22 protein-coding genes and 1 pseudogene are annotated in these 21,939 nt (G+C 46.3%); 16 read left to right on the plus strand and 7 right to left on the minus strand.

The window, feature by feature from the left end; translation table 11 throughout:
• Positions 1-67: 67 nt before the first annotated feature.
• The 7 genes and pseudogenes from ACE1SE_RS04805 to ACE1SE_RS04835 all read right to left on the minus strand — a co-directional run bounded on the left by ACE1SE_RS04805 (position 68) and on the right by ACE1SE_RS04835 (position 7,224).
• Positions 68-703, minus strand: a complete 636-nt coding sequence (locus ACE1SE_RS04805) for a GAD-like domain-containing protein (RefSeq protein ID WP_374052872.1) — start codon at positions 701-703, stop codon at positions 68-70.
• A gap of 3 nt (positions 704-706) precedes the next feature.
• A complete protein-coding gene (locus tag ACE1SE_RS04810) occupies positions 707-2,002 on the minus strand; it encodes a polymorphic toxin type 15 domain-containing protein (RefSeq protein WP_374052873.1) in 1,296 nt (431 codons plus the stop codon).
• Positions 2,003-2,006: 4 nt separating this feature from the next.
• Positions 2,007-2,399, minus strand: a complete 393-nt coding sequence (locus tag ACE1SE_RS04815) for a DUF4150 domain-containing protein (protein ID WP_374052874.1) — start codon at positions 2,397-2,399, stop codon at positions 2,007-2,009.
• Positions 2,362-3,597 carry a DUF2169 family type VI secretion system accessory protein gene (locus ACE1SE_RS04820; RefSeq protein WP_374052875.1) on the minus strand — a complete coding sequence of 412 codons (1,236 nt, stop codon included), beginning with the start codon at positions 3,595-3,597 and terminating at the stop codon, positions 2,362-2,364. The genes ACE1SE_RS04815 and ACE1SE_RS04820 overlap by 38 nt, the downstream gene beginning before the upstream one ends.
• Before the next feature lie 11 nt (positions 3,598-3,608).
• Positions 3,609-3,965: a bacteriophage T4 gp5 trimerization domain-containing protein gene (locus ACE1SE_RS04825; RefSeq protein ID WP_374053591.1), complete on the minus strand. Its 357-nt coding sequence runs from the start codon at positions 3,963-3,965 to the stop codon at positions 3,609-3,611.
• 3 nt (positions 3,966-3,968) lie between these two features.
• Positions 3,969-5,510, minus strand: a pseudogene (tssI, locus tag ACE1SE_RS04830) (type VI secretion system tip protein TssI/VgrG); the annotation flags it as partial.
• Positions 5,452-7,224 carry a type VI secretion system baseplate subunit TssF gene (locus tag ACE1SE_RS04835; protein WP_374052876.1) on the minus strand — a complete coding sequence of 591 codons (1,773 nt, stop codon included), beginning with the start codon at positions 7,222-7,224 and terminating at the stop codon, positions 5,452-5,454. The pseudogene tssI and the gene ACE1SE_RS04835, both read right to left, overlap by 59 nt.
• Positions 7,225-7,484: 260 nt before the next feature.
• On the opposite strand from ACE1SE_RS04835, the gene ACE1SE_RS04840 reads away from it, so the two are divergent.
• From ACE1SE_RS04840 to ACE1SE_RS04915, 16 genes are all read left to right on the plus strand, one after another.
• Entirely contained in the window at positions 7,485-7,892 is a 408-nt protein-coding gene (locus ACE1SE_RS04840; protein WP_374052877.1) for a TIGR03757 family integrating conjugative element protein, read from the plus strand.
• A complete protein-coding gene (locus ACE1SE_RS04845) occupies positions 7,889-8,857 on the plus strand; it encodes a TIGR03756 family integrating conjugative element protein (RefSeq protein ID WP_374052878.1) in 969 nt (322 codons plus the stop codon). Before ACE1SE_RS04840 ends, ACE1SE_RS04845 begins: the two co-directional genes overlap by 4 nt.
• Positions 8,858-8,869: 12 nt before the next feature.
• Entirely contained in the window at positions 8,870-10,309 is a 1,440-nt protein-coding gene (locus tag ACE1SE_RS04850; protein WP_374052879.1) for an integrating conjugative element protein, read from the plus strand.
• Positions 10,310-10,317: 8 nt separating this feature from the next.
• Positions 10,318-10,668 (plus strand): hypothetical protein, encoded by a 351-nt coding sequence (locus ACE1SE_RS04855; protein WP_374052880.1) that lies wholly within the window; start codon positions 10,318-10,320, stop codon positions 10,666-10,668.
• Complete coding sequence (locus ACE1SE_RS04860; RefSeq protein WP_374052881.1) at positions 10,665-12,179, plus strand: conjugal transfer protein TraG N-terminal domain-containing protein; 1,515 nt, start codon at positions 10,665-10,667, stop codon at positions 12,177-12,179. Before ACE1SE_RS04855 ends, ACE1SE_RS04860 begins: the two co-directional genes overlap by 4 nt.
• A gap of 1,323 nt (positions 12,180-13,502) precedes the next feature.
• Entirely contained in the window at positions 13,503-14,903 is a 1,401-nt protein-coding gene (locus tag ACE1SE_RS04865) for a coproporphyrinogen-III oxidase family protein (protein ID WP_374052882.1), read from the plus strand.
• A gap of 23 nt (positions 14,904-14,926) precedes the next feature.
• Positions 14,927-15,652 carry an SRPBCC family protein gene (locus tag ACE1SE_RS04870; RefSeq protein ID WP_374052883.1) on the plus strand — a complete coding sequence of 242 codons (726 nt, stop codon included), beginning with the start codon at positions 14,927-14,929 and terminating at the stop codon, positions 15,650-15,652.
• A complete protein-coding gene (locus ACE1SE_RS04875) occupies positions 15,645-16,085 on the plus strand; it encodes a hypothetical protein (RefSeq protein WP_374052884.1) in 441 nt (146 codons plus the stop codon). The genes ACE1SE_RS04870 and ACE1SE_RS04875 overlap by 8 nt, the downstream gene beginning before the upstream one ends.
• A complete protein-coding gene (locus tag ACE1SE_RS04880; RefSeq protein ID WP_374052885.1) occupies positions 16,070-16,993 on the plus strand; it encodes a hypothetical protein in 924 nt (307 codons plus the stop codon). The genes ACE1SE_RS04875 and ACE1SE_RS04880 overlap by 16 nt, the downstream gene beginning before the upstream one ends.
• Entirely contained in the window at positions 16,990-17,727 is a 738-nt protein-coding gene (locus ACE1SE_RS04885) for a cyclase family protein (protein WP_374052886.1), read from the plus strand. Before ACE1SE_RS04880 ends, ACE1SE_RS04885 begins: the two co-directional genes overlap by 4 nt.
• Entirely contained in the window at positions 17,724-18,872 is a 1,149-nt protein-coding gene (locus ACE1SE_RS04890; RefSeq protein WP_374052887.1) for a beta-ketoacyl-[acyl-carrier-protein] synthase family protein, read from the plus strand. Before ACE1SE_RS04885 ends, ACE1SE_RS04890 begins: the two co-directional genes overlap by 4 nt.
• On the plus strand, positions 18,865-19,518 hold the full coding sequence (locus ACE1SE_RS04895; protein ID WP_374052888.1) for a hypothetical protein: 654 nt from the start codon (positions 18,865-18,867) through the stop codon (positions 19,516-19,518). The genes ACE1SE_RS04890 and ACE1SE_RS04895 overlap by 8 nt, the downstream gene beginning before the upstream one ends.
• Positions 19,505-19,972, plus strand: a complete 468-nt coding sequence (locus tag ACE1SE_RS04900) for an SRPBCC family protein (protein ID WP_374052889.1) — start codon at positions 19,505-19,507, stop codon at positions 19,970-19,972. Before ACE1SE_RS04895 ends, ACE1SE_RS04900 begins: the two co-directional genes overlap by 14 nt.
• A complete protein-coding gene (locus tag ACE1SE_RS04905) occupies positions 19,969-20,385 on the plus strand; it encodes an EVE domain-containing protein (RefSeq protein WP_374052890.1) in 417 nt (138 codons plus the stop codon). Before ACE1SE_RS04900 ends, ACE1SE_RS04905 begins: the two co-directional genes overlap by 4 nt.
• Positions 20,382-20,756, plus strand: a complete 375-nt coding sequence (locus ACE1SE_RS04910; protein ID WP_374052891.1) for a hypothetical protein — start codon at positions 20,382-20,384, stop codon at positions 20,754-20,756. The genes ACE1SE_RS04905 and ACE1SE_RS04910 overlap by 4 nt, the downstream gene beginning before the upstream one ends.
• A gap of 10 nt (positions 20,757-20,766) precedes the next feature.
• On the plus strand, positions 20,767-21,930 hold the full coding sequence (locus ACE1SE_RS04915; protein ID WP_374052892.1) for an MFS transporter: 1,164 nt from the start codon (positions 20,767-20,769) through the stop codon (positions 21,928-21,930).
• Positions 21,931-21,939 lie beyond the last annotated feature (9 nt).

Raw genomic sequence — 21,939 nt, forward strand, 5'->3', positions numbered from 1 at the left:
ATCTGGCACACTCCATAAATAAAGGATCACTGCCAAATCAAGTCTAAGTTAATACTATTTAGTCTATTTAGACCTCTTCTATAATTGGTTTTGAAAATTGACCTAAAATATCTAAGTGAATATATAAATCTAGTTTTCTTATGTTTTCTAAGTCGACATCACCACCTAAAAATATTGCAGGTTCAAAACCAAATATTTGATTTTCATTTAATGGACCATATTTTTCTACGGCTCTAAAAAAAAGCCATATATCATCATCATCTTCGATATCGAATGAATCTGGTGACTTACTTGACAAGAAAGCGGAAATGTCGAGATCATGACTTTCCTTGTTTTTATCGTAAAAATTACCTTTATTATAATAAATCGTGTTGAATGCACATGATATTTTTAAATTTGTCCCAGTTTTCTCGCCACAAAGACAAAGATCACCGAAACCACTTCTAGCAATAACATGGTAAGCATCCATTGATTCAAACGGGGTATCTTCCAGCCACATATCCACAATGCTTTCATAAACATCAGGATTTACGAGACTGAATAAACCGTTTTGGTAGCTGTTCCAACCTTCTGTTTTCCAATAATGTAGCAATCTATCAGGTAATCTTCCTTTCCATTTTTCGATAGCTTCACCAGGTACAGGTATATTTTGAGTCGCTTCCCCAAATTCGTCAATAAATTCATTGAAATAATGATCTCGCATAATTTATTTCCCCTTTCCTTTGCACACTTCTAATTGTACATTCATTTTAGCGTCACCCAAACCATTTTCAATAGCTGCTTTAGCTGCATCATCTAATGTCTTTAAACGTGATCTCCAGCTACTACCAATGGCACTATTAATTCCTTTGTCACCAAATCTTTTTGTAGTGTACTTAAACTTACCACCAGCCACCATATCCGGTTCATGTAATGCAGCCAATCCATCAAGGGCTTTTGGTGCTCTTTCTTTTGCTATTTTTTTTGCTTCCTTTTCCGGCATCCCGTTATTTATATGACGTTGTGTCATATTGTCCCTGATTTCTTTCGTTTTCATCCTTTTTGCTCGACGCTGTGCTGATTCAGCCTTGTTATGACGTCCCGCACCTTTTTTACCTTCTTCCCTGCCTTTTGCGGAATCTGTGTCATATGCCTGTCTGGCAATTTGGAATTCTTCAGGTGACATATCATTAATAGCGGCTTGCTGGCCACGTAACTGATCCGCATACTCTTCCAGAAATGCTTTTCTTTCTTCAGGGGTTTTAAATGACTTATATCTATCACTGTCATAGGGATCAAAACATGGTACCTTAGTCTTCTTAACCCCTTTGACTTTACCCCCTTTATTTTGCTGTTTTTCTTTTAGCTCTTTTTTCAGCTCGTCTGGATCTTTGGGGGGTGTTTTTTTATCTCTTTCAGCCGCCCTGTTCTCTCGTCGTTTAGCTCTGGAGTTTTTTCGCGCAACGCCTTTTTCCTTGCCAGCGATGATTGACATTGCCTTTGATCCGCCTTTAGCGATACCTTTCACCGCTTGCTTGATTATCCCTTTGGGATTTAAGTCAGCGAGGGTATCCCCCAATTCTTCTGCCGCGCCTTCTGGTTTAAACCGGTATTCATCCAGATTCGCGTTTTCCATGAGTGCATCAGCCTTATTCGTTAACCGATCCGCTTCTGCTTCATTCCCCGCTGCTTTATGTGCTAATGCTTCCAGTCTCATATCCACCGCAGCATCAGCCTGATGGCCTTTATACACAACTTCAGCAATATCAATGGCCGTATTTCCCAGATTTTTCAGGATACCGGTTCCCACATCGCCGACTTTTCCCCAGAACCCTTCCTCACCCGGGGTATTTGGCTTGATAACGGGATTAGCTTCTTTAGGCACCTCAGTCGATTTCGGCGGTTGCCCGGTAATTTCCCCTAGCGTATTCCCCTCACCGGTCGGGGCATCGTTATGCGTCCGTTTTTTCCATAATGGGTCACCACTCGCCGGTTTAGGCGGGATTTTTTTGATTTTTGCCATATCCTTATGCTCCGTTCATCCAGAATTTGTCACCGTGGCGCAACAGCAATTTATTGCCGACACGCACGCTTTTTGCATGCTCCTGCTCTTTGGGATGGCATTTACCGCCCACCGTACCGCTTTTGATGCCATTCGCCACACCGGGCTCATCACCCAGTGTCTGGGGAACAAACGACTGCGCAAAGACCACAATGGGTTTGCCATTGGCGCGCACGGATTTTACCGGCACTGAACTGTCTGCCAGTTTGGCCATCACGGGGTAAGGAATGGGAGGCGTGGAAGAGCCCATCGGGGTTTTGCAGACATCAGGTAAAATGCCGATGACCATCCACTGGGTGCCTGTCCGGGCAATGTAATTATCAGCCATAAATAGGTATCTCCCTCTCGTCTTTGGCATCCGGTGATGCAATTCTTATCAATGGTGCATTGGGATCCATTTCAAAACGGGCTTCCATCACCCGCAGGGGCGATGTAGCTTCAATGTGGTAACGGTAAGTCATGGCGAGCGTGAGCGCTTCGCTGTCGATAATAAGGGTATCGGCGTACATCCGTTCCGGGAGCATTTCACCACTGAGCATTCTCAACAAAATCAGCGGCCGGTGCCCTGGCAACTGGACATGCAATTCACCGTCAGGGGTCAGGTTGAACAGGCTGATACGGATATCAGGGGCGGGAAAGTCAATTTGCTGGTCGTCCGGCGCGTTATTCCAGTAACGAAAACTGAAATCATCGGGCAGATAAGGGTGGCGTTCTGCCAGCCACTGTTCATCATAGGTGCCTGCCAGTGTGCGGCGGGGCAGCCAGGCACGCCCGATAATACCCAGTCCCGCAGGGTGACAAATCTTTTCCGTGATGGACGGCGGTGAATTCAGCCACTGTGCAAAGTGGTCTGCCGTTACCGGGGCATCAGGGTGCTCAATGCGCGGTGCCGGGTAGTGGGCAAGATCTTTTGCCTTCGCATACCACGGGGTGATAAAGCCCGTCCCCAGCGGATTGTATTCCCATGTTGCATGGGCAATAGGGGAATTTTCTTTTTCCGGGTGTTGTGCCCGCTGGGTGTCGGTCAGGCGGGTTTCTTCGGGCACGGAGGCAGCCGCGTCATCCTTTTCATACACTTTGCATTCCCCGCCAAAGGCATAACGGTAATCCACCGCTAACGTCGTGAATTTTTGGGGCGGTGTCAGTTGCCATTTGCCTTGTGATGTACGCTGAAACTCGCGCTCTCCCCAGACATGCAGGGTTTTATCGATCAGTGCTTGTCCGTTATGCGTGGTGACCTGTAACCGGACAGGTATTTTTTCACAGGCTTCCCCCCCTGGCGCATAGGCGACACCATTGACAATCACATCACATTTGAATTTCAGCGGTGCCAAATCACTTTCCTGCAAAACCGATGACTGGTTCATTTCGCCGGAAAAACTATCCTGTACCGTCAGTTCGCCATAAGGGGTGGCCAGTACAGGCTGATAATGCCCCGAACCCACCGGCTGGAGCTGATAGACGATTTTCATGGCAACAACATGATATTCCTCGTCGTCGGTATCCAGCATTTTGTAATTAATGACAGAAAACGGGGTCAGGTTTCTGAATTCCATCGTTTGGCTCCTTAGTTCAGATCAATGTCTTGCGCACTGATTTGGATAGCATCGGCGGCGTCAAACAGGAATTTGGTGCCCTGGATCGTGACATTGCCGAACTTGTCCATCCGCAGACAGCTGCTGCCGCAACGCAGTTCAATCACATCGCCGACCGTGATGGCTAACGATTCGCCGACCGTGTGCGTATGGGTGATCCCGATGTCCTCTTCCTTGTGCTCGAACACATTGATGGTCTGGTTTTTCTCAACGGTTTCGCTGTGGCTGGCCAGCACATGGGTTTCGCGGTTGTTGAGTACGGTGGTTTTCATGTCTTTTTGGGCATGAATAAACACTTCTTCGCTGCCTTTCGCATCTTCAAAGCGCAGTTCGTTGAAGCCTTCGCCTTTGTGGGTTTTGGTTTTAAAGGTAGTGCGGGTCTTGGCGGCGGGTAAATCCAGCGGCGGGCGGTTGACGGCGTTATAGACACTGCCGGTCACTATTGGCCGGTCAATATCGCCGTTAAGGTAAGAAACTATCACTTCCTGCCCGATACGGGGTATTGCCATAAAGCCAAAACCGTTGCCGTTCCAGCCCTGAGCCACCCTAACCTAGCAGGATGCACTGTCATCGGCTTTGTCGTAGCGGTTCCAGTGGAAATGGACTTTAATTGCACCGTCTTTGTTAACGAAGATTTCTTCGCCTTCCGGTCCGACCACGGTGGCACTCTCATCACCATCCGCCAGGGGCTTATAGTGAAACGGCGGGCGGTAATCGGCATAGCCATCGATAAAACTGAAATGATTGCTGAGTGTGGTACCCTCGCCGCCACTGTCACCCAGTGCCTGCGGACAGCGACCCTGATGGCTGATCCCGACAATCTGCCAGCAGGTATTGAGCGGGGCATGGGGATGGGCAGCGATGTTAAAAATTTGTCCCGGCATCAGTTTGATGCAGTTACTTTGCCCGTTGCCACTCTGCATCTGGTTTTTCAGGGCTTCGTGGCGGTACTTAACGAACGGTTTGGCTTCGGCATCCTTCTGAAAACGGCCATAACTTTCGTAAACCGTATACGGCGTCAGTGTGCCAACTGCCTGATAGTCAGGGTGGCTTTCCAGATGGGAGAGCGCGTAAAACGGCCGTTCGGGATTGAAATCCTTGTTGATGGTGCGCTGGGGTGTCATCCCCACCCCCAGGCGAACCTGATAAATCGTATCGATCCCGTGCGCCGTTTCCGGCTGGGCGTTGTAACTGAGCGTCAGGTCTGCCGCCATAGGCAGATGGCTGTCACTGAAAAACAGGGTTTCATCCTCAAACCAGAAACTTATTCCCTCTTCCGCGGCTAACCGGCAAAAAAAAGCATAATCGGATTCCCGCTTCTGGGTGATGTATTCCCGGCTTTGATGGGCATCTTCCAGCTTTGAATCAGCACGAACATGGTGTTTTTTCAGCAACAGATTCAGGATATCCGGCACACTTTGCCGGTGATAAATATGGCTGTCCTGATTGAGTGTCAGCCGCCAGAGGAACGGGCGTATCGTAAAGGTATACAGGATTTTGTTACCATCCGTGCCGCACCAGTCAGCATGGGAAATGATCCCGGTGATTTTGCGTTGCTCCATCATACCGTGGAAGATTTGCAGTACCGCTTCCTGCATCAGCAGTGCGGTTAAGTCGATTTCCGGCTTCGGGATAAAGGGATTGCCGGGCAGGGACTGAACCAGCGTCAGGTTCAGGGTGAACAGCTCGGAAAGCCCTTCCCGCAGGGTAAAATCGGCTACCGCAAATGTCCCCTCAGGTAATCCCCCTATCCGGCAAACAAAACGTAATCCACTTTTTAGCATGATTGTTTCCTTAATTTTCGGTTTCATCTCATTACATTTCACGGCGCAGCCCAAGTTGATGCGGAAATGCCCATAACGCCGTCTGTTCATCCTGGCGATAAATTTCCAGCATGATGAAGTTATCCCTGACAACAAAGCTCGCCAGCAGTTGGCTGATCACCTGGCAGAACTGGTACATGATGCCGTCATTTTCATAACAGGCCGGATTAAGGTGCAAATGCAGGGTGTTGCCATTAATAACGCCCCCCAGTCTCCCAGGACCGTAGTCAAGGCGGCTGTCAAAATGGGCATCCAGACGGACAATCCCGTCAATATGTTGCTGTATCCGACGGCTGAGTGCGCGATCATGGCCGGTATAACAATCATACAAACGCAGAAAATCTTTCAGGGATTCAGTATTGAACAGCAAAAACGGCGTGTGGTTGAGCTTATCAATCAGCGCCCAGTCGGATTTTCCCATCACCATAGGCGGAAAATCCGGTGACACAGGGGTAATATTGCAGGCACACAGATGAGAAGGCACCGACTCCTGGGATTCAGTGATCGTCCCAGGTTCCAATGTCATGGCCTGCGTATGGTAGCCGATGAAGTGTGCACAAACCGGTTGGGACGGCAGTCTGGTGGCCTCTTTTCCATCCGCCCCCAGAAAATGGAGTCGGTTCTGGATACGCCCAAGCAGATCGATGGCGAGCAGGGGCTGGAAATAGAGATTATCGGGTTGTCCTTCATCACGCAGCCAGCTACTTTTTTCGCAGAACTGCGTCACCGGCTGGAAATGAGCGGTTTTAGCGTGAGATTGTTTTCCGCCGGGTTGTCTGGCCGTTTGGACACCCTGTAACCGGAATAACCGCTCCGTCTCTGATAACGGCAGGGGATAATGCGCGTGATTTTCCTCCAGCGGGATCGGCGGACTGACCATCGTATCCAGATGCACCGCGGGTACACAGCCTAACTGGAACGCATCGCCCACCGTTTCCAGTGGCAGTTCGCCTTCCAGCCTGAATACCAGTTCAAATGACCCGTTGCGGTTTAACGGCAATTCGCGGTAATCCCGCGCATCAAAGGTCACAAAATCAAAAACATGAGGCAGGCAATAGTATTCCGTCATCCGTTGCAGACGGTCAAAATGGTTATGGCTTGTGGGCAGTATACTGTGAGGGTCATGGGTATCACACTTGTACAAACTGCTGTATCTGAGCCTTTTTTCTTCGTTTTGCGTGCGCAGGTAAATATTATCGAGGCGCCGTTCCAGCCACAAACTCAGTTGAGCCGCCCGCTCACGGTCTGTGCCGAGAAAAAATTGCAGTAATCCCACTTGCCAACGGTCTAAAATCGTGCCCGTTTGGCGCAATGTTACAATGATCTCGCTGTATTCCCGTGTTTTTTGGATCTGTTTATCCAGGACAATAAAAGGCTCAATATGCAGGGGACGACAGGTGCGAAACCGTAACGTGTGTTCCCCTTCAGCGGTGGTTATCGGGACACCCTGGGGGATATCGACGGCACCCTGATGAACGCCCTGATGGGGCGTGAATTGGATGATGGTCGTCGGTGGTACAGGGCGCAGGGCATGCGGCCAGATGCGACCCAACATGTCATGGGTAACTTGCGGAAAATCGTCTTCAACGGTGCTGCGTAAATTTGAGGTTAATAATGAAAACCCTTCAAACAGGCGTTCAATATCCGGATCATGAGGGTTATTCAGAAAAGGTTCCAGATGCGGAAACTCGGCTGCCATCAACTTCGCTTTTTCACGCAAGTAAGCTAATTCTTGCAGGTACAGCGATCCCTTGTTGTTTTTCATTGATTGCTATCTCTTATGTTACGATGAATAATTGATCGGCATTTTTTTGGGAAAGTTTATATTAAATGAAAGTGTTAAAAGGAAAGCTTGCCTGTCACACAGATTGATTAATTAAAAAGGTTAATTTCATTATTTTTTATAATATAGAGAAATTGGATGAGTGGTGTCGGTTCTTTTTTTGCCGGTGGCAAAAAAGAATTGTTTGCTGACTTCTCCGGATTTTTTCCGCACGCTTTCCGTCTGTGTTCAGCGATGGGAAGATGAAGATGAGAACGTGCTATACCTTATTATTCTGGCTGGGTTGGATGACCGCATCAGCGAGTCATGCCAAAACAGTGATTTATACCGACAGTCAGCATCCTCCCGTTAATTTTTCCCCGGAGACGCAAATTGTCTGGCTGGATGCGGCTGAACAACAGCGGCAGAAAATCTTCGCTCACCTTTCTGCCGATCCGCAGCAAGCCGCTATTCAGGCACAAGCTATTCTGCAATCACCCCAATGGCATCAGCAGGAACAGCAGCTGATTCAGTCTTATCGTGCTGTTGTTAAAGCCTGGCAATCAGGTGTGCGTAAATATCCAGCGGTGGTGTTTGATGACCGGGATGTGGTGTATGGCACGGTGGATGTGGCAAAAGCAAGTGCCCTCAGGGAGCAGCGCCAGCCATGAAGACACCCCGCCTTGCTTTTCCTGTTGTCATCACGCTGATAGCGGCGTTTGCTCCCTTTGCGCAGGCTTCCCTCAACACTGCCCAGATTGTGGCCGGCGGTCTCTCGCCATCCTGTATCCAGTGGCGGGTCAGCGGTATTTGTTACTGGCTGTTTTGTTCCTGGCATGGCTGTACGGTAAAAACGTCGGTTAAAGTCACGCACTACCTCCCCGAAGCGGTGGTGTCCACCTATCACGCCCCCGGCGGCAATCCGTGGGCAGACATGGCGCAAGTCAGCCGGTTATCCGGCGGACTGGAAAATGCTGTCACCGGTGCGTTATCCCACCTGACTGCGGGCGGTGGCCACCATAATAGCCAGATGGCAGGCCAGCGCCGGACCAGCCTGCGTTTTAAATATGCCGATGCCATCGGGCATCCTGCGACCCGTCTGATTGGCGGGCAAATTCCCGGCTATTCCTGCCGCAGTGCGGCCACCCCGTTGGTGCCTTATTTTCTCAGCACATTAGATACCGTTGCGTGGCGCACCGGTTTGCCGGAATCGTTCTACCCGGAAGCGCTTATTCCCGGCCAGCGGGAGCTGGGCAGACAAATGGCCGCCAATCTGTGGGGCACTATTTATCCGCGCTCAGGTTTCATCAATCAGACCGATGATGACAAAGCGTCTGCCGTGGTGGCGCAGCGGGTGGCGGATATTATCACCCGTACCGGGCAACCCCATGTTTATCAGACCTTAAAAGGTCAACGCGCTGACGGTTATTGGCCACCCGAACCAGTGACAGAAAATACCGGCACCCAAAATCACCAATGGCAGCGATTATCACCCCGGTTAAGTCAATCTTGCGCAGTGTTTCCTGACGGCGAACATGCGGCTGCGGTCAATGGCAACCAGGCGTATGCCCTGTGGCAGCCCTACAGCTGTTGCCAGCGTCGCGGGCAGCGTTTTCTTGGCAGTACCGATATCTGAAATAAGGGAGGAATGATGACGAGAATAAACGCATTATTGCTGGTATTGAGTGGGCTGGCAACTGCGTCTGTGCAGGGTAATACACCGGTTGTATCCCTCTCATTACCACAGGTAAATAACAGTGTGCTGGGTTATGGTGCCGATGTCTCCGGTGCGGTCTCCGATACGCTGTTTTATACCTTAGGGGGCGGCTCAGTGATTTCACAGCCGGCCACCCGCCGTTCCCTGACCACGCTGGGCGGACTGGAGCTGGGCTGGAGTTCCGATTTGATGTGCGGCAATTTTGACTTAAAAACTACCGTCGGTAATCAGTTAAACGGTATTACGGCCGGGTTTAAAAACCTGATGAGTGAAGTGATCCAGGGGGCCACCGGCGCTGTCGCCAGCTTACCCGCCATGATCATTCAGCGTGCCAATCCGGGGCTGTATGACATGCTGACCAACGGTGTGTTACAGGCCAATGTGGCATACGACAAGGCCCAGTTTAATTGCCAGAACATGGCCCGACGGATGATGGATTTTGCACAAAACAGTAAATGGACGCAATCGGCTGCCCTACAGGAATATAAGACACAGGTGAACAGCGGGGATGCCGATGCGGTAAGAGTCAATAATGCCGGCAGCAAAGCCACAGGCACCAGCGGGCATCCGTGGCTTGGCGGGAAGAAGCAGGGGGGCAAGGGACAAAATGCCATCCGGCCCACCCGTGATTTAGCCAGCGCGGGATTTAATATGATGAATCACCTGCCGGTACTGAGCCAGGCTTCCGTCAGCCATCAACAGTGTGATGGCGGTGCCTGTACCCAATTCCAGAATGCCAGAGAAGCGGCGGAGGCGGTGGTAAAAGTGCTGGGCGACCGGGCTATCCGTACCTGTGCCAATGTCGCAGAATGCACCAGCGGTGGGGAAATGCAGCAGCCGGGCGCGACGGTGGCCGGCACCGGCTTTGCGCCGATGCTGGAAGAGGGCACCAAAACCAATATTGAACAACTGGTGAAGCTGGTCAATGGCACGGAAAAACCGACCGCCGCCAATCTGGCCAGACTGAAAACCGGTAGCCTGGCCGTCACCAAAGGTGTCATTCAGGCATTGCAGCGAGACCCGGACAGTGCCGCGTTGACCGCGCGTCTGGCGGGCGAACTGGCGATGGCTGAGACCACAGAGACCGCATTGCTGATGCGGCGCATGCTGATTACCGGCATGTCAGAACCTAATGCGGCCGCCCAGCCGGAAGCCCTGGCGGAAGGGGAACGGCGGATTGAGGCGCTGGACAGGGAAATCAATGCGCTGAAAAATGAAATGATGCTGAAACGGGAACTGTCCCGTAACGCCATCCTGACCATTATTGAACGGGACACACACCGTATCCAGACCCATCCGCAAAAGCAGGTGCCGGACAGCACCGATGCCCGTTTTTATCAGCTGGAAATGCCTAACAGTGAACGGAGGTAAGGTAGATCATGGCAGAAACGGTCAAATCGCATTCTATTCTGAAAGTGAAAAAAGGGTTCAGGGTATTACTGGTCCTCATCGCAGTCATGGTCGTCACACTGCTGATGGGTTGGGCAGGTATGGAGTATCCCGAAAAAATGTCCGCGCTGAACCAGTGGATAATGAAGACAAAAGCGGTTTGGCTGGTTTGGCGGGGATGCCTTTATGTCACGTTAGGTTGGGGCGGATGGAAAATCTGGCAAAGAACAATACAGCAGCCGGAATACCGCGTAACGTTGATACGAGTGATGGTGGTCAGTCTGTTGTTTATCCTGCTGGGTGAATATGCCCTGTCAGGCTCGATTGAGGTAACGCAATGACCACCAACAGCTATCTGGAATACTTTCTGACCCTGCTTGGTTGGGTGGTCAATAACGGGTTATGGCAAATATTGATTGCCACTGGGCTGTTTACAACCCCTTTAGTGATAAAGGTCATCGCAGTCTGGCTGAAAGTGCGGGAAGGTGACGAAGAGGACGGTCATGGCGGGTTGCAGTCGCTTGCCCGTCTCGAAAATACGTTGTATGGCGCCTTTTTCGTCATGGTGGTGTGTTGTGTGCCGCTGGTCAATGTCAGCCTCAGTACCCTCCAGTACGATCAGTCCCGCGCCGAAAGTTGTGGTACCTGGACACCGCAAGCGCCGGATAAAAGTGGTTATGCGCCGGTGATCTCCAGCCTGAATAATCAGACGGCGGCGGTGCCCCTCTGGTGGGCCGTGGTGCATCGGTTGTCAAAGGGATTAACGCAAGCGGCGGTCGCTTCCATTCCCTGCCGGCCGGATCTGCGGCAAGTGCGCTTTGAGGTGCAGCATACCCGCATCAGCAACCCTGCACTGGCGGCGGAGTTGCAGGATTTCACTAATGACTGTTATGCCTTAGCGTTGTATCAGTGGAAACAACGGGATCAGGGACAAACTTCTGATCCGGCCACACTGCATGATATTGACTGGCTGGGCAGTCGCACCTTCTTATCCGGCGATTACCACACGCTGCAATCCCGAATGCCCAGGGTACTATTTCCGTGGAATGAAAGCAGGGACACTGGCCGGCCCAATACCGGGCAGGGCGGTTATCCCACCTGTCAGGCCTGGTGGTCAACCCCTGAAACCGGACTGAAGGCCAGGGTATTGGCCGAGGCTGATCCGGGATTGTGGTTGCGTTTGTCGGCAGCCCTCAAAATGCTGGGCAAGGAAACCCGTGAATATCAAGAAGCGGTGATCCGCCGTTTAGTCAGCCCGGTTAACTTGACAATGTCTCAGGACGGCTATGTGTATGCGGGGTATGGCGGCAATGCCGATTTTACGGTCTGGGACAGATCAAATCGGGTGGGGTCTTCTGCGGGAACTCTGCTGGGGGGATTCCTCAGCATGCCGGCGTTTGATGCGGTGCGTCAGGTTTTGCCGATGATACAGGCGGTGATCCTGATGGCGTTGTATATCCTGATCCCGTTGATCCTGCTGTTTGCTGCCTATGAATTTAAGACGGTACTCACACTGACGTTCGCCCTGTTTGCGTTGAATTTCCTGACTTTCTGGTGGGAAACTGCCCGTTGGCTGGACAGTTATTTACTGGACGCCTTGTATGGCTCAGACACCCACAGCCTGTTGAATCTGGCCGGTATTCAGAATACTTCAGATGATTTGATTATGGGGCTGGTGATGGGCACGTTGTTTATTGTGCTGCCAATGGTCTGGCTGGGCGCACTGGCCTGGGCAGGGGTTCGGATGGGGGATGTCGCCGGCATGATGAGCCAGGGCGTGGGGCAGGTCAGGCAATCAGCCGGCCTGTTCGGGCAAATGGTGATGCAGAAGATGTTGTCGAAAGGAAAATAGTGAGACCCGTTTTTTGTCATAGAACGGGGATCATTGTTCCGTCATAATACTCTGAAAAACGGGCTATTTGTTATTTTTGCTAATCATATTGGTCGGGCTTTTGTTTTTGGAATAGGCAAAATGCAGACGAATATGCTTAATATTATCAAGGGAATGTTTAATAAATGTTAGTTTATTGATATTTTATTGCGTAATGACAGTTGATTAGTCTGAATGTGAGTCATTTGGGTTAAACGTTAACCGTGCGGCTTGAAAATAAAACCGCTTTAACCATAATACCCTCTCGCCTGTTTCCCTCAACATCATGCAATAATAATTAAGTATTTTATTGGTTCAATTATGGCAACGGTAACGCGCAGCAACCTGTTCGCAGGATTGGGGGTGACCATCCCATTAACCACCGTCTTTAAACGGTGACTTTGAACGTAAATATTTTGACGTATGCGTGTTTATACAGAACGGTTTGACGACTTTCAATCGTCAGTCCTGGCTGCGCTAACTTACCGACTTTAGTCGGTGGTAGTTATTAAACCGGTGGCAGTTTACATCTGTTTTTAAGTAGTATAAATCAATATAAAACATATGGTTATAAAAATAGAAATCGCTACCGGGTTAATAAGTAAATTTCATAATATTTTTCGATAGGGCATTTTATAAAAATCGTTAACTAGAATTTTTTACATAAAAAACATGGTAGTATGCAAAAATATACATTTTCATGCTCTTTTTGATTATTTTTTTGTTGATCTTATTACATAATGCATGCTTAATTATTAGTGTTTTTTTACTGACTAATTTTATTATTAATCACCACATGGAAAAATAATTACAAAATAAAACCATTATTGAGTGCGTTATCAAAAATACAATAATCTGTGTATTTAATTTAGTTAAAAAATAAATATTATTTTTTGTTGCAATAGTATAAATAATATTGAGTTATAAATACAAGCTATAAAACAACAATGATTGATTATCTTATATTGAAATTAATATTTTTATTAAAATGAATATTATTTTGTATGGAAAAATAATTTTATGCTCATACATTACCATAGTATTATAAAAATCATAGATAACATTAAATTAATGGTAACTTATATCTTTTTTATTATTAGATTAAGAGGCTGTATTACACTATAAATTACTTTAATAATATTTGTGCAAGATGATTTTATAAGTTTATTTTTTCAAATAAAAATAAATGGTATTGCTTATGGCAATATTTAAGGGTTTGTTATACCTGTGAATCAAAGATATAAATATTCACTTTTTTATTCTCTAATAACAATTGAATTTTTTCCAACCTGAAGGTGAAATTCTATGTATAAAAATCGTTGTTATATGCCATTTATTCTTTATCCTCCAGATATGTATGATGTTGTTGACTCAGGATTAGAGAATCAACTGATACAATCTCTGGAGTTAGAACATGATGGAACTAATTTCGTCATGTATCTATCGGTTCCATATTGTCGTGTATGTTGCAAAGCATGCCCATATTTTATCGATCTTTTGCCAATGAATAGTGATAAAACACAGAGTGTTTTAGACCGATACGTTGAAACATTAGTATTTGATTTAAAACGTCATGCTGCAATGCGTCGTTGGGGAAATGCACGTTTACGAGGCGTTTATATTGGAGGTGGGACAGGTTCATTGCTTGAAATAAGTCACCTGAATAAAATACTTTCTACACTCAATGAATATTTTAAATTGGCAGATGATTGTGAGATCACCTTAGAGGGGAATGCCAAAGATTTCACTAAAGAAAAAACGCTCTTTATTGCAAATTCAATTATCAACCGAATTTCTCTAGGTGCTCAATCTTTTCAGCCTGATGTATTAAAAATAGTTGGGTCACCCCATAAAGCTCAGCAAACCATTGATACAATCCGTATGTTACAGGATGCCGGTCTTGAGCATATCCAGCTAGATATGATGTATAACATGCCTAATCACACGCTGGAACATTGGGAAAAAGATTTTAAAGTATTACATGAACTTGGTATTAAACACCTTACTACTTATCTTTATCGTGTTACTCCGGGAACCCGTCAGGAATCACTTATCAAAGCGGGTAGAGTGTCTCCTGTCGCAGACGCCGAAAGTATCATGGTAAAAAAAATGCAAGAGATGATAAAACAATTTGCTGCAGATGCAGGTATGCATAACTATATGTATGAACATTATGCTCTGCCAGGGTATGAATCAAAATATAACCATTGGACGATGAAGGAATGTGTGGATGCATTAGGTCTTGGTCCTGGTGCGTACAGTTTTATCAACCAGCGTCGAACAGGTATTTCCAAAGACATTAATCGGTATACTAATGCTGTGCTTAACGGTGAAAATACTTTTACTACTGCGAGTATTCAGCTGACACCTAAATTAAGCAGACAACGTTATATAATTTTTAATCTACTTTATTACCGTATTGATAAAGAACATTACCGAAAAGCTTGGGGAAAAGAATGTTACGACGATTTTGAAAGTATCTTTGATAGCCTCATTCGTGACAACTTGATACAGGAAACTCAAACAGAATGGGTAGTCACTGAGTCAGGAAAAAACTGGTTGCAAAATATAATGCTTGAATTCTTTGATGACAGCATGTGGGAAAATTCACAAGCCCTCAATCAGCAACAAAGCTCATGGGCAATGAATAATCATATGATAGATATCGGTGCATCTAAAAAAGAATTTTGGTTGGCAAAAACTTAATCTATTAAAATGGTATGAATAATATGCTTAACGAAAAAAATATCCAGCGCTCGGAAAATGATGTCGCAGTCATATTATTTGAGCTTGGAATAACAAATTCTCCAGAAGAGATAATCGATTCAAGGAAAGATATTCGTGATGAGCTTGGTTTAGACAGTCAGGAAATAATAACTCTTGTTGAAAATATTTCATCTTTGGCGATTTCGAATAAACCTCTTAAGGAAGACAACGTTAATACAATTGGCGATCTGATTAGTTATCTTTCAGCTAATAGAAATACATGGCTTCATAAAGACGTCCCTTTTATTCTACAAGGAAGTACCATTATTAATAAAGATATTGACACAGTATTTACCTATATCAGTAATTATAGAAATTGGCCCAATATTCTGAACCATGTTTCTAAGATTGAACCAGAAAATGATGACGGATGTATGCAAAGTTTCATTATGCACATCGAAGAACTCGGTACTGGTCAGGCATATTTTGTTAAATCTTGGCGATATATTAATGAAGAGTTCCGTATCATTGACTTTTCCCAGCCAATACCTCCCAAGGGATTCAAATGCCATAAAGGGGGTTGGCGCTTTCAGCCGTTAGGTGACGGGCGAACTCGCCTCATCAGTTATCACGGCTTTTCGTTGTTAGATGATACCAACGTTGAAGATGCTATCATGCTCATCAGAAAACATATACAAGCTGCTTTAACTACTTGGTCTCGCTATGGAAATGGTGAAAAGAATGTCTGATCTATGCCTTAGCCTTATGACCAAGAGAAATGTTGTGCCCGGCTCAGATCCACTAGCGCAAATTTGGTCACTCGAACACTGGATCAGTACACTCAATCGTGTTTGTCACATCAATCGAATTTCAGAAAGTGCTACACGGCAGCACTTTATTTTGCATTTCGATGCAGGTAGACCTGAACCAGATCAGGTAGAGGTCGAACGGGTACGCTCAGGTGATCGAATATGTGTCACACATATTATTCCTCCACCCAATGTGCTTGCACTCAGTGCAGAATGGTGGACTGAACATACCCACCCACATGTGATTTTCGCCAAACGACGCCTTCTGATGGAAGAGAATACGTATTCTCCTGATGTAGCACGCAAAATGTTTGTGTTATTGAATGAAAATATCGACAGGCTAACGGGGCAGACCTTATGCAGACCAAAATAGCGATCGTCGGAAGTGGAGTCACTGCTGGCTTGGCAGCCAGCCTTCTGACCCCATTAGGAGATATTACTTTATTCCAATCTCCACACTTTTCCGCAAGCGGTATTCCAGAAATAGTGCCACGGAGAGCGTTTTTTAACGCACTCAATACCATCAAAGAATCAGAAGCTGTTATTCAGGCTTCTCCTATGATCAGAAGGGTGTCTTGGCGAAATAATGGAAAACTCCACCAGATGGAACTAACTTCAAATGGGCAATATTTTATATATGACAAGGGGCGATTGGCTACATTTTTGATAGAAAACATCCCTGTCTCGCGGCGTATACAGCAAGAGATAACAAGGATTGAAGATTTGGATGGATTCGACAGGATATTTGACTGTCGTGGTACAACATCTGTAATTAATGATCCTGCTTACTTGTCACATATGATACAGCCAGCACAAACGGCTTGCCGCTATCTCATTATATCTTCTCCCTCCGATTTGGATAGAGATGAAATGCGTTTCTGGTCTGAAATATTCCCTAATGGTAGTCGGCGTACTTTTTTCATGATACCCATTGGAGGCAACAAAATATCACTGGGGTGTTCCTGTTTACCTTCAAACGTTATTTCGACAGATGAGCTACTCGCTGCTATAGCTGCAGAAGGAATTTTAGTTGTGCCGGAAGCGATCCTTTTCAGTGGTTATGTTGTACCTGAAAAAAGATCGATGACCTGTTCAATCAATCATGTCATCCCTCTAGGAGATGCCAGCACTTCACCTTGTCCACTGAGTGAATACGGGACGCTTAATGCATTGTTTCAAATCAGGAAGATTGTTGATAACGCCTGTTTTTCACCAATTCTGTTTCAACGACCTAAGCACAATGAAATAGATCCACATCTGCCACAGGAGTTATTTTTATGAAAGACTACACCTGTATTTCAACTGCTCTATATCCGGGGAATGGTGAGCCTGTTAGCATCAATGTGGACACCCTTGATCATATAGCTGGAGTAACCCAATTATGTAAAGGTTTTGACATTAGCCCGGAAGACTGGCCCGATGGCTACGGTATTTCCAATGAAATTATCACGCTCTCTACACACCAGGGAACACATATCGATGCTCCTCTTCATTATTCACCTGATGCCCCTGATATTGCTGCTGCTGATATAAATCATTTTATGGGACAAGCGGTAATTTTTACAGATCGCACATCTTGTGGCACAGAAATAGAAATTGAATGGTTGGAGTATTTACAGCGCCTTGATGACTATGCTGAACATGCACATGCGATATTTTTTATTACCGGTGCCTACGAGCGCTATGGTGATCCCAGCTATTTTACTGAGTTTAAGGGGATACCTGTTCGTTACGTCGAAGCTGCTTTGGATCGTGGTTATACCTTAATTGGAACAGATGCATTCAGCGTAGATCCTCCTTTTGCCGTAATGTGTCGCGCCTATGTTGAAACGAAAGATCCCTCAAAGCTCTGGCCAGCACATGTATTGGGGCGTAAACGCCCGTATTACCAAATTGAACGTTTGGCAAATCTCCAGAGTTTTGAATCTGCCAGACTGGTTGATTTTATTGCTTTGCCTATCAAGTTGCACTGTGGAGCAGCTTGGGCCAGAGCCGTAGCAAGGATCATAGAATGAAACAGTTGTATATCACTCACGCTGCTGCAATTAACCCTCTCGGTAGTTCATTGGAGGAAATTTGGCAAAATATCATAAAAGGCGCTGTGGCTTACGGGAAAGCAACTCTCCCCGGCGATAGAAATTTTTTCGTCGCTGAAACCATTCCTGGTACGGGTTCTGATATTGCAGCCTATGCGCCACTCTTTTCGAATACGATCCGCAGGTTAGTTAACCAACTGAATATTATTGACCCTGTAGATGCTATTTTTTTTGCCAGTGCTGTAGGCAATCTTGCTGAATTAGAACATGAGATTTACTCAGATCGTCCAATCGCACTGGAACAACTTAATTTTGCATCAGTTGAACACATCTTTGCCGATACATCTGCTTACGGAAAAAACACGCAATTTGTTTGTGTTCCTACAGGTTGTTGTGCCGGGCTTCAGGCCATTGGTCTGGCTAAAAATATCATGTATCGATTAGGATTTAAGCGTGCCTTGATAATGTCTCTTGATTTTGGTTTGACCCCTTTGGCATTGGAGGCTTTCAACAAAATCAATGCAACTTGTTCTTTTGATCCCAATTTAACGACGAGTCCTTCACGCCCGTTCTGCCTTGATAGACATGGTTTTCTCTTTGCGGATGGTGGCGGTGCGATCTTGGTCAGTACTGAAACGCCTGAACACTCCGTACCCCGCATTTCTGGTTATGGATGTGTTTCCAGTGCATACCATATGACTAATATTTCAACTGATGGAGTCTCAATACGCCAAAGTATTGAATTGGCTTTAAAAGATGCGGGAGTAAAAGGGGAAGAAATAGATCATGTCAATCTTCATGCTTCAGGCACTCAACAAAATGATCAGGCTGAATACCAAGCGTTAAAAGATGTGATTGGTACAAAACTACCGACTGTCACAACGTTTAAGGGAAATCATGGCCATGCGCTAGGAGGGGCTAATATTATTGAAGTTGCTTTAGCATGGAAAATGATGATAACCGGTATGCTTCCTCCAACGGCGCAAGATTTACCTGTTGATGCTTATCAGGATATACCTCTGCGTTCTCAGGCTTCACCATTTCAGAGCAGAGTGATGTTAAAAACAGCCAGCGGGTTTTCAGGAATTCACGCCTCAATGATTATGGAGAATGATAATGTCTGAAACCTTTACGTGCATGCTCAAACAAGATGTTGTTGAGCTGACTAACTTGACGACAGCGGTGACATCGTTGGTTACATACCGTGAGTTTGACGCACAACTCCCACGCAGACAGCGTCCTAAATTGTCATCGGCCACTCGACTGGCTGGTGGACTTTGGCTGTATTATGATCTTAATCAACGACTGGAAAAACTAGATGCAAATCCCAAAAAAACACCATTGCTGATCCTAAACCGCTACGCTAACTGGGATTACGTAATGGAGGTCATGAGCAGTGATATTGCAGTTACGCTTGACGGTGTGAATAGTTATGTCGCGACAGCATGGTTTCCTGCGAGCCTTCAAGGTTACCTCACCATTGAACAGGGCAACAAAGCGGAAGCACTTACACTGGCAACCAGTAACATCTGTATTCAGGCCGCTGCAATCGATAGTTTATTCCAGCAGAACTTGGAAGGAGGACGGGTTGGGGCAGTCGTTGTAGGCACTTTCGAATGTATTCCCAAACGGATCGGCACACGTTCTATTACTGAAGGTAAATCTGCCGCCTTTGGCGCCTTCAGTCTGATCTCATCAAAAGATGATGAGGCCGACATATTTGCAACTTTATCCATTCATAAGGAACTTTACCACCATGTCAGCAATTAAAAACAATCCTTTTGTATTTTCTCATTCTACCAATATCCCAGTCACCGCTGCTGTAAAAGTTTGGAACACATGGAATGATCTTGCTGGCTGGCAGCGTTGGGACGCTTCTTTAGCAGGAACTGAAGCAACAGAAAACGGACTGTCTCTTGGTAAATGTTTTATGATTATTCCCAAAGTTGGATCTGGAGCTATTGCAGTCAATGTGACTGCGCTGATTGAAGGTGTTCATTTTACGACAACGGCGAACAGTCCTATGGGGCTGCTTTGTTTCGGCCATACACTGACGCGAAGTGATAATGGCCAAAACGTCATCCTACAGCATTCCATTTGCGCTCTGCCAGCGGCTGATGGTTCCGTATTTCCACCTCCATTGTTAGAAAAACTGCAGGCTGATGTAGTTACCAGTGTTGATGAACTATCCCGGCAAGTTCTTCAGGGAGAACTCGCAATATGAAACATTGGATTGCAGTTATCTCGCTGGCTCATGCCCGCATTGCAGTGGATTCCGGTTTCCTTCAGGTGTGTCATGGAAAGGCAGGACCATTGCGGAAGACTCGGGCTGGAGATGAAGTGTTTATATACTGCCCTCGAAGCGAAATGAAGTCGGGAGAAATATTGAAAACTGTCGAATATCAATGTGTATTCACCAATAATGATATCTATCAAGTAGAGCAATTTCCCGGTTTTAAGCCATTCCGTAAAGACGTTATTTTTGACCCAAGCTTTCAGTCAGTCGTGCTCAAGGACATAGGTGGTTTGGAATTTACTGCTAACCCCCAATGGGGAATGCTGGCAAGGAGAGGTTTTTTTGAGATCAGTACAAATGATGCTACACGGATCAGAATGGCAATGCGGAGGCCAGCATGAAATCTTCGACAATTGTCGTCGTATTTGATCAAGTCTCACGAGCAGATTTTTTTAATCGTCTCGAATGGCCTTACCTTGTTAAATCCTGGTCAAAAACAATTGCATGGCATCAGCTGTCTGCTCACAAAGTTCAGCTTGAACTAGATGGATTGGATGAGATTGATAGCCTAACCATTACACGCAGACGGCGTGGTGATCGCATTTTTATAGGTGCCCGCAACCGAATTGGTGAGCTTATTCAGTCGGGTTTATGGGAATACGAACAGGAAAGTCAGCTATGTGTATGCTATCGGCGTGTTTATAAACCCGAGTTAGTCAACCTCCTTCGGGAAAGGTTGCCTGATTTTATCTGCTCAACATTTCTGAAATGAGAAAACCGATATGCCGAAATCATCCATGCTTATATTGATGATCATGGTATTGTCGCTTACCGCTTTTGCAGTTGGTTTATCTGAATTCATTGTCATTGGCCTGTTAGGCCAAATGGCTATCGAATTTGGTGTGACAATGCCACAGGTTGGTTTATTGGTGACCGTGTATGCTCTTGGGATAACTTTGGGAGCGCCATTACTCACAATTCTAACTCTGTCTCGCAGTGCCCGCCCTCTTGCAATAATCCTTATGCTGTCATTTGCGATGTTCAGTGCCGGTTCAGCCATCACATCAAATTTTACTGTTCTGCTCATATTGCGTGCAGTTGCCGGAGTTGTACATGGTGCTTATTTCAGTATAACATCAGCCAGCCTTCCAACAGTCGTTACTGCCCGCCATACACCGCTTGCCATTGCCTTGATGTTTTCTGGACTAACACTCGCAATGGTTCTTGGGGTGCCCGCAGGGATGCTGGCAGCTGCACACTACGGTTGGCAGCTTCCTTTTGTTACAATTTCCATTATTGCAGGAATAAGTGCCTTTCTGTTGTGGTTTGTATTACCTAAAGAATTCGGCCCATCGGTAAAAACACCAAATCGTAAACTTGCGTTACATGCTACTCTGAGCAACTCAGCATTAATCAGGCCTTATTGTTTTACCATACTCGCATTTGGTGGCGGCTTTGTCTTTTTTTCTTACGCTGAGCCGTGGTTGACCGAAACTTCGGAGTTAGATGCCCAAGCAATTGCGTTAATTATGGGCGCGGTTGGTATGGGATCTCTCGTAGGCAACATTTTAGGAGGGATTCTTCCTGAGAAAGCGGGCTTACCTTCAGCATTGACTTTCTCCGTTGTACTTCAAGCCACAGGGCTAGTGGGCTTATCTTATGTCGACAATCCTATAAATCAGACAATCTGCCTGGTGCTGTGGAGTATCGGTGCATTTTCCACCGCACCAATGGTTCAGAGCTGGGTGGTTTCTTATATAGAGACGTCTAATGCTCGTGTTTCTGCTAGCCTTAATGTATCCGCTTTTAACTTGGGGATGTCACTGAGTTCCTTTATTGCCACAAGACAAATTGCAGTAGATGGTATGGCTCATTTACCACTTACTGCAGCAGCCTTAGTTATTCTGGCTGTGCCTTTTTGTTTTGTTCGCCGACAAGCATTATAAACCAAACTA

Origin of the sequence: Xenorhabdus taiwanensis, from assembly GCF_036512875.1 — a bacterium.
Classification (GTDB): domain Bacteria; phylum Pseudomonadota; class Gammaproteobacteria; order Enterobacterales; family Enterobacteriaceae; genus Xenorhabdus; species Xenorhabdus taiwanensis.